This window comes from Aeromonas sp. QDB18 (assembly GCF_027705325.1).
Lineage (GTDB): Bacteria > Pseudomonadota > Gammaproteobacteria > Enterobacterales > Aeromonadaceae > Aeromonas > Aeromonas caviae.
Genome location: NZ_JAPDBQ010000105.1, coordinates 5,527 through 15,367 on the forward strand (window position 1 = coordinate 5,527; position 9,841 = coordinate 15,367).

The window sequence follows — 9,841 nt, forward strand, 5'->3', positions numbered from 1 at the left end:
GTACCAGGCCCAGCAGAAGGGGACGATGCAGTTCAATCTGGACAGCACGTGGAACAACGTTGTCGACGTTACCGCCCGCCCCATGGAAATCACCGACTTCGTCGCGGGCCGGGGTGGCGAAAAACTCGATATCCGCGACCTGATGCAGAACGGCGCCAGCAACTACGACGGCACCAATCCGTTCAAGTCGGGGCATCTCGACGTTGTGAAATCCGGTGACGACACGCTGTTGAAATTCGACGCTGATGGCGGTGGAGACAACTATGTCACGCTCGCGGTATTGAAGGGCGTGAAATGGACTGAACTGGTGGCGCAGAACTTCTCGCCCCTGTTTGGCACGCCGAACGGCGACATCATGAGTGGTCTGGGGGGCTCCAATCGCCATTACGGCATGGGCAGCAACGACATCATGGTCACGATGGACGCACCCGCCGGCGATCCGAACTGGGACTCGCATTGGGATACCCTGGCCAGCACGCAGCCAGTGGTCGTCGAAGACAACATTCTTGACGGTGGCGAGGGTGCGGATTCCATGGCGGGCGGGGGTGGCAACGACACCTACTACGTCGACAACCTTGGCGATATCGTGAAGGAGGTTGCGGGGCAAGGTGCCGATAAAGTCATCACCTCCATCGATTACGTCTTGAGTGGAAACGTCGAAAACCTCGACATAGGGACCGACGCAGTCAAGGGCACAATGGGGACCGGCAACGCACTCGACAACATCATGCGGGCTAATGACAAAGGCAGCGAGCTGGACAGTGGCGATGGCAACGACCAGGTTTACGGTGGAAAAGGCAACGACCAAGTTCATGGCGGAAAAGGAAACGATAAGCTCTACGCTGGTAGTGGCGACGACTGGGTCGACGCTGGCGAAGGCGATGACGAAATTGTCGGGGGCGATGGTGCAGGCAACGACACTTACGTGGGTGGCATCGGTATCGACACAGTCCGCTATACCAGTGCCATCACGGGCATCACCGTTGATCTGGCCTTGGGCACCGCCTCCGGCAACGAGATCGGTAGCGACCAGCTTTCCGAGATAGAAAATATCATCGGCGGCCAGTCGGGTGATACGCTCAAGGGTACCAGCGAAGCCAACAGCATCGATGGTTACACCGGAAGCGACACCCTGATAGGGGGATTGGGTAACGACAGTTACTATGTCGACCTGAGTACGGATATCGTGGTCGAGAACCTCAATGAAGGGACGGACACGGTCTTCAGTACCGCCGCCGCCTTCACCCTGTCGGCCAACGTAGATAATGGTCGCATCAACACCTCTGGCGCAGCCAACCTGACGGGCAACAGCCTGAACAACACCCTCTATGCGGGTGTGGGCAATAACGTGCTGGATGGTGGGGTTGGTGCTGACACCGCGAGCTACGCCTACGCCACTGCGGGCGTGACCGCGAGCCTAGCGAGTGCCGTGGCCCAAGCCACCGGCGGCTCGGGGTCGGACACGCTGCTCAATATCGAAAATCTCACTGGCAGCAACTACAACGACAGCCTGACCGGTAATAGCGCTGCCAATACCCTGGATGGGGGCGCTGGTAATGACATGCTGGACGGCGGCCTGGGCAACGACCAGCTGCTCGGCGGTGCCGGCAACGACACCTACGTCGTCGACAGCACCCTCGATGTCATCAGCGAAACCTCGACGACCGCCACCGACATCGACACTGTGCAGTCTGCGGTCAGTTGGACTCTGGGCAACAACCTTGAGAACCTGGTTCTGACCGGCACAGGCGCCATCAATGGGGTCGGTAATGCCTTGGCCAACACCCTGACCGGGAATAGCGCTGCCAACACCCTGGACGGTGGCGCGGGTGCCGACCGCCTGACTGGTGGCGACGGTTCGGATAGCTACTACGTCGACAACACCGGCGACGTGGTGAGCGAGACTAACGCCGTGCTGGCCAGCGGCGGTACCGACACGGTCAATTCCTACCTCGCGAGCTACACGCTGGGAGCCAACGTCGAGAACCTGCGCCTGCTGGCTACAGGGGCCGCCAATGGCACCGGCAACGGCCTGAACAACGTGCTCTATGCGGGTGCCGGTAATAACGTGCTTGATGGTGGGACTGGAGCGGACACCGCGAGCTACGCCTACGCCACTGCAGGTGTGACTGTGAGCCTGGTGAGCACCGTGGCCCAGGCCACTGGCGGCTCGGGGTCGGACACGTTGCTCAATATCGAAAATCTCACCGGCAGCAACTACAACGACAGCCTGACCGGGAACAGCGCTGCCAATACCCTGAATGGGGGCGCGGGTGCCGACCGCCTGACCGGTGGCGATGGCTCGGACAGCTACTACGTCGACAACACCGGCGATGTGGTGAACGAGACCAACGCCGTGCTGGCCAGCGGCGGTACTGACACGGTCAATTCCTACCTCGCGAGCTACACGCTGGGAGCCAACGTCGAGAACCTGCGTCTGCTGGCTGCGGGTGCCGCCAATGGTACCGGCAACGGCCTGAACAACGTGCTCTATGCGGGTACCGGCAACAACGTGCTGGATGGTGGGGCTGGCGCTGACACCGCGAGCTATGCCTACGCCACTGCGGGCGTGACCGTGAGCCTGACGAGTACCGTAGCTCAGGCCACCGGCGGCTCGGGGTCGGACAAGCTGCTCAACATCGAGCACCTCTCCGGCAGCAACTACAACGACAGCCTGACCGGGAACAATGGTGACAACATACTGAACGGGGGAGCTGGAGCCGACCGCATGAGCGGGAACCACGGGTCTGACATCTACTACGTCGACAATATCGGCGATACAGTGGTTGAGACCATGGTGGATCCCACTGGCGGTGCCGACACGGTCTATTCCTACCTTGCCGACTATACGCTGGGAACTTACGTCGAGAACCTGCGCCTGCTGGCCACCGGCGCAGCCAACGGTAACGGCAACAGCAATGCCAACACAATATATGCGGGTGCTGGCAACAACGTTATGGACGGGAGAACGGGCAGCGACACCGTGAGCTACGCCTACGCCACTGCGGGAGTGACCGCGAGCCTAGCAAGCTCCCTGGCCCAGGCCACTGGCGGCTCGGGGTCGGACACGCTGCTGAATTTCGAGCACCTCACCGGCTCGAATTACAACGATACGCTGACCGGCAACAGCGCTGCCAACACCCTGAATGGGGGCGCCGGCGCAGACCGGCTGACCGGTGGCGATGGCTCGGACAACTACTACGTTGACAACATTGGCGATGTGGTGAGCGAGACTAATGCGGTAGCCGCCAGCGGTGGGACCGACACGGTCTTCAGCACCGCCACAGCCTTCACCCTGTCGGCCAACGTCGAGGACCTGCGTCTGCTGGCCTCGGGTGCCGCCAATGGTACCGGCAACAGCCTGAGCAACACGCTTTACGCCGGTGCCGGTAACAACGTGCTGGACGGCGGGGCTGGTACCGACACCGCGAGCTACGCCTTAGCCACAGCGGGCGTGACCGCGAGTCTGGCGAGTGCCGTGGCCCAGGCCACCGGTGGCTCGGGCTCGGACACGCTGCTCAATATCGAGAACCTCACTGGCAGCAACTACAACGACACGCTCACGGGTAACAGTGGTGCCAATAGCCTGAACGGGGGGACTGGTGCCGACGTGCTCACGGGCGGCGACGGTTCGGACAGTTACTACGTCGACAACATCGGCGACGTGGTGAGCGAGACCAACGCCGTGCTGGCTAGCGGCGGTACCGATATGGTCAATTCCTACCTCGCGGCCTACACCCTGGGTGCCAACGTCGAGAACCTTCGCCTGCTGGCTGCGGGTGCTGCCAATGGCACCGGTAACAGCCTGAACAACACGCTCTACGCGGGGGCGGGCACTAACGTGCTGGACGGTGGGGCTGGTGCTGATACGGTGAGCTACACCTATGCCACCGCGGGCGTGACCGTGAGCCTGGCAAGTACCGTGGCTCAGGCCACTGGTGGCTCGGGGTCGGATACGCTGCTCAACATCGAGCACCTGGCCGGCAGCAACTACAACGACACCCTGACCGGTAACAGCGGTGCCAACACCCTGATCGGCGGTCTAGGGAGGGATGTGTTGACGGGTAATGGCGGTAACGACATTTTCGACTTCAATGCACTGTCAGAAATGGGGGTGACGGGGACGACCTGGGATGTGATTACCGATTTCACTAAAGGTGACCGACTCGATCTTTCCACGCTGGATGCAAATACAGGGACCAGTGCTAACGATGCGTTCAGTTCAGTCAACGTGGGCGGTTCGTTCTCCGGTACATTCACAACGGGTACAGGAACGCTCTACTTCGATTCGGCCAACCACGTTCTCTATGGGAACGCGGATGCCGACTCGACGGCTGAATTCGCGATCCAGCTCAACGGAGTCGCTGCACTCAGTGCTACCGACTTTATTCTCTGACCCCTGAAGCTCAGGAAGAGCCCGCGCTGTGGGCTCTTCCGTTGGTAGAGCGAAAGTATGCAAACCGACATTGCTCACTGACATTATTCTCAATGGCACGCCCACGACGCAGTAAGGACGCTGGATGCGCTACATCTTTATACATCAGAATTTCCCTGGCCAATTCCGACACGTCGCCAAGGTACTAGCTGACGATACTGATAACGAAGTTATCGGGATCGGGGAAGCGAGACACCTGAAAGGGCGTCCCGCCTTACATCCCCGCCTCCGGGTGCTGGGCTATCAACCTCACGGCTCTGGTCAAAAGGAAACCCATCACTACCTGCGTGGCTTCGAAGGCCACGTTCGCCGGGGACAAACCATCGTTCGTCTGCTCCTTAAGCTACGTGATGAAGAAGGCTTCCAGCCCGATATTATTGTGGCCCACCCAGGCTGGGGTGAAGGGCTGTTCCTCAAGGATGTCTTTCCAAACACCAAAGTGATCCAGTACTTCGAGTACTACTACCAAAGTACCGGTGGGGATGTTGGCTTTGACCCGGAGTTTCCGGGCTCGCTGGATGACCAGTTACGAATTCGCATTAAAAACAGCACCCAGTTGCACAGCTTGATCGGCTGCGATCAAGGCATTGCACCGACCAAATGGCAGAAGTGTCGCTATCCCGCCGAGCTGCAACACAAGATTGAGGTCATTCACGAAGGGATCGATACCGACACCGTCAAGCCGAACTCAAATGCATGGGTCGAGATCAACGGCCAACGTCTCCAGGCCGGTGACGAGATCGTCACTTACGTGGCCCGCGACCTTGAACCCTACCGAGGCTTTCACACTTTTATACGCAGCCTCCCCAAGTTACAGGCGCTCAGGCCTGACGCCAAAGTCATCATCGTCGGCGGTGATGATGTCAGCTACGGCCTACACCTGCCAGAAGGGCAAACCTACCGGCAGCGTTACTGTGCCGAAGTCCAGGACCAGATTGACTGGAGCAGAATTTTCTTCGTCGGCAAGCTTCCCTATGCAGACTATCTCAAAGTCCTGCAGGTTTCGGCGGCACACGTGTACCTGACCTACCCATTCGTGCTTTCGTGGTCGATGCTGGAGGCGATGGCGGCGGGCTGCCTGCTCGTTGCATCGGACACGGCACCAGTCAGGGAACTTATCGAAGATGGCAAGAACGGATTGCTTGTGGATTTCTTTGATGCCACGCAACTTGCCCACCGACTCGCCGATGTACTCTCGCGGAACAAGGGAATGTATTCAATGCGCCAGCAAGCCCGGCAGACCATCGTTGATCATTACGATCTCCACACAATTTGCTTGCCTGGACTGCTTAAGTTTTTCGCCAAGACAAGGAACGACTGCTGAATGATGTCTAAAGCCGCCCCCAATCCCCTTCGAAAAACCTTCGCCCCACTCAAACCTGCCTTGGGCTATGCCGCTGGGTTCAGCATCTTCGTGAACCTGATGCTGCTCGGGCCGACGCTCTTCATGCTGCAGGTTTTCGATCGCGTACTTAGCAGTCGCAGTGAGGCCACACTGGTCATGTTGTCGATCGGGGTGGCGGTGGCCTTGATAGCGATGGCGCTGGTCGATATGGCACGCTCTCGTTTGTTGGTCGAAACTGCGCGACGTATTGACGATCTTCTCGGCACCACGGTGCTACAGCAGGTTGTCCGTCTGAGCAGTTCACCTGCCTCCAGCGGGCAAGCCCTCTCGCTGCGCGATGTCACCACGTTGCGTACCTTCTGTTCCGGGGCGAACATCATCGCATTGTTTGATGCTCCATGGATGATTGTGTTCGTCATAGTGATTTTTCTATTCCATCCGGCGATGGGCCTACTGGCCTTGACCGGTGCATTATTGTTGATTGCCCTGGCATGGACGACGGAGCGGGTCAATCGCCAAGCCATCGAGCAATACGCTGAAGCCTCGCGGCGCAGCGGGCAGTATATCGATCAGGGTTTGCGCAACGCCGATACCATCAATGGGATGGGCATGGCGTCAAGTTTCGTTGCTCGATGGGAAGGCTTGAATCACCGTACATTGGATTTAATGCAAACGAGCAACAGTCGCGGCAGCAGCTTGTTGGCCACCAGCAAGTTTTTGCGCCAGGCCATCCAGTCAGCCATGATGGGGCTGGGTGCCTGGCTGGTGCTGGATACCCACGTGACGCCTGGCATCATGGTTGCGGCAACCATCTTGTTCGGTCGCGCCATGGCGCCCGTTGAAGCACTGATTGGTAACTGGAGTGCGTTGGTCAATGCGCGTTCCGCCTGGCAACGACTGGGCAATTTGATGACCGCCATCGAGCAACAAGGGGAAAAAACAGCACTGCCTGATCCCCTTGGACATCTGCAACTGGAGCGTATCGCACTGGCCAGCCGTCATCCGGAGGCTCCTATTTTGCGTCATGTGGAATTTGACCTGCCAGCCGGAAAATCCCTTGGCATCCTTGGCCCGAGCGGAGCTGGCAAGTCCAGCATTGCTAAAATCATCCTGGGTATCTGGAAGCCCACGACGGGACGAGTCTGCATTGACGGTGCGGAATTGTCGCAGTGGGATAGTGAGCGTCTGGGTCCTCATCTGGGCTATTTAACCCAGGACGTTGAATTGCTGCCGGGAACCGTTGCCGAGAATATCGCACGTTTTCGTAGTGAGCCTAGCGAGGGCGTGGTAGAGGCAGCAAAGCGTGCTCATGCCTATGAGATGATCCTCAAATTACCTCAGGGATTCGATACCCTGTTGGGCGAAGGCGGTATCCAACTGTCTGCAGGACAAGCACAACGCGTCGGATTAGCTCGGGCATTATTTGGGCATCCCCGATTGATAATCCTGGATGAGCCCAATGCCAATCTGGATGCAGAAGGCGAGCAGGCACTCATCGAAACCCTTCTTCTCCTGAAACAAGAACAAGTCACTGTGGTGATGATCACCCACAAGCCTTCCCTCGTGGCGACACTCGATTACCTGATGGTGATTCGAGACGGCAAAACGGAATTACTCGGTCCCTGTGCAGAAGTCTTGGCACGCTTGTCAGGAAAAACCCACCAGACAGCAGCAATTCGGTCCATAGCATGATGAAATCAACCAGCACATCTCCCGCGCAACGCCTGGGCCTTGCGACCATTGTCATTTCTCTTCTGGCCTTCGTGCTTTGGGGAGCACTTGCACCGTTGCACGGCGCCATCGTCAGTATGGGATTGGTCAAGCCTGTCCAAAACCGTAAGCTCGTCCAGCATACTGAGGGCGGTATCATCAAGCAGATTTTCATCAAAAATGGGGATGAGGTACAGGCTGGCCAGCCATTGATCGAATTGGATGACGTCAAGACCGATGCCAACGCCCAAGTCTTGCAAGAGATGCTGGTGTTTGAGCGTATTCGGCGCGAGCGCCTGGATGCAGAACAGCAACTGGCTGCACATTTTGATTTGAGCCGGGAGTCTCAGGCCAGTTTCGATCCTGCCATCACTGAAAAGGCCTTCCAGCGCGAACTAAAGATATTTCGGACACGCCGGGAACTGCTCGAAGAGCAACTCTCCAGCTACAAGCATCAGTTAGCTGCCATAACGACCGAGCAGGTCGCACTGCGTCAGCAAGCGGAAGCCAGCGATCAGGCTAACAAGTTGGCGCAAGAAGAACTCGAAATGAACCGGCGATTAGTCCGCGACAAATATATTTCCCAAGTGCGGCTTATCGGGCTCGAGCGAACGGTTGCCGAATACAGTGCCAAGCGTGGAGAGCATGCAGCGACATTGGCGCAATCGGAACAGCGCAAAAACGACATCAGTATGCGCATGGCTGCGGTTCGATCCGAATACCAGCGCAATGCAGCGGAAGAGTTCAAGGAATGCCATGCGAAGTTTGTGCAATTGCGCGAACAGCTTCGCCCTGTCGAGGATGCAGCCCGTCGCAAGACGTTGACAGCCCCGGTTGCGGGGAAAGTCGTCGGTTTAAGGGTGAATGCCCCCGGAGAGGTTGCTCCCCCCCGTGAACCACTGATGGAGATCGTCCCTCAAGGCGAGGATCTGATTGTGGAAGCACGCGTCAATGTCGATTCGATCCGTCACCTGCACCTCAATCAGTTTGCCGAATTGCGATTCACCACGTTCAACTCCCGGATAACCCCTTTGGTTGCAGGCAAGATCAATTACATCTCAGCCGATGCACTGACAGACAAGGATGGTCTGCCGTATTACGTTATTCAGGTGCAGCCGCAGACCGACTCCTTGGCCAACGCGGCAATTCCGGCGCTCATATCCGGCATGGCTGCAGAGGTGTATGTCCAGCTCGAGGCTCGTAGCGTCCTCAACTATCTGCTAACCCCCGTTACCGATGTCTTGCGACACGCACTCAGGGAGCCTTGAGTTGGTTGCCTGAGAGAGCATCAAAGGTGAGAGATGGCGAATAAGATGTTTGAGGTGGTTTTTGAGGATGAGGAAGGGGATTACAAGCTGTCCTCATGCCGATCTCAGATTATTTTCGGGTAAAGAATACATGCTTTTTGGTGGGTAAAAATGTGCAAAGTGTGCAAACCAGTCTTACCCACAACAGACTTGAAATAACTCTATCCCTCTTGATTCAATGCTTTATGAGTCATACACTCTCTTTGAAACTGTAGAAACGGGATTCAAAATCCGCCGAGTAAAATCGTGTCGGTTCGAGTCCGACCCCGGGCACCATCAACTAATTCAATGACTTAAGGCCACCCAAGCGGGTGGCCTTAAGTTTTTCCGGTTCCTGAAAATGGCGAGAGTACATAAAGAGTACATTAATGTTTTGGTGATCGGCCTTGGTCGGTGTCCATTTCTCGGCTGCTTACACCCTTGCGTGACCGGACACACTTCACAGAAAACGCATTTTTCGTGGGGCAGTTGGCCAAGCGCATCGCGGCTGCAGTGGCCTTTCAAAATTTCAGCGCCCAGATCATCCGTCGCCACTCGCAACCAGCTGAAACAAAAAGCTTTCCCGCCATTCCTAAGCAGCAAAGCAGATCCTCCCTGATCGTCAGAATTCCCACGGAAAGCACGAACACCCCAGCACATTCAATCAGTTACGTTTTAACGCTTACCCTCCCCAACCCTTTCAAACTGTAAAACCCTGCAATTCCTTTCGATCCTTTCAGATCCTCACCGAGCCGCAGATCCTATATCTGACGCGGTCTGGGCCTATGGTTTTGCGGTAATCCACTTTTGCACAAAATTTTTTTGATGCAGCGCGCAGGCGGGAGCGGAAGAGCGCGGTTTCCGTGGCGCAGACGCGGCGGTGGGTGCCGCCGCGCATGCGCTGGGAGGCTGTGAGCCTGCTCAGGCTTCACGTATGATGCTGCCCTGCCCGATGGCGCCCATTCATGCGGCGCCCTTCCCTGGCCATGCTCATGTACAGGATCTTTAGCTACAACCAATTGAAATAGATAGAAAAAAGGCTTCGTTTGTGATCTGATTTAATCG

4 protein-coding genes are annotated in these 9,841 nt (G+C 57.2%); all 4 read left to right on the forward strand.

Going from position 1 to position 9,841, the window contains the following annotated elements; all coding sequences use genetic code 11:
- Positions 1-25 precede the first annotated feature (25 nt).
- The 4 genes from OKC30_RS14980 to OKC30_RS14995 all read left to right on the forward strand — a co-directional run bounded on the left by OKC30_RS14980 (position 26) and on the right by OKC30_RS14995 (position 8,758).
- Entirely contained in the window at positions 26-4,396 is a 4,371-nt protein-coding gene (locus OKC30_RS14980) for a beta strand repeat-containing protein (RefSeq protein WP_270809661.1), read from the forward strand.
- A gap of 124 nt (positions 4,397-4,520) precedes the next feature.
- Positions 4,521-5,759, forward strand: a complete 1,239-nt coding sequence (locus OKC30_RS14985) for a glycosyltransferase family 4 protein (RefSeq protein WP_005332198.1) — start codon at positions 4,521-4,523, stop codon at positions 5,757-5,759.
- A complete protein-coding gene (locus tag OKC30_RS14990) occupies positions 5,760-7,472 on the forward strand; it encodes a type I secretion system permease/ATPase (RefSeq protein WP_148304713.1) in 1,713 nt (570 codons plus the stop codon).
- Positions 7,469-8,758, forward strand: coding sequence for an HlyD family type I secretion periplasmic adaptor subunit (locus OKC30_RS14995; RefSeq protein WP_041206439.1), 1,290 nt, complete (start codon positions 7,469-7,471; stop codon positions 8,756-8,758). The genes OKC30_RS14990 and OKC30_RS14995 overlap by 4 nt, the downstream gene beginning before the upstream one ends.
- Positions 8,759-9,841 lie beyond the last annotated feature (1,083 nt).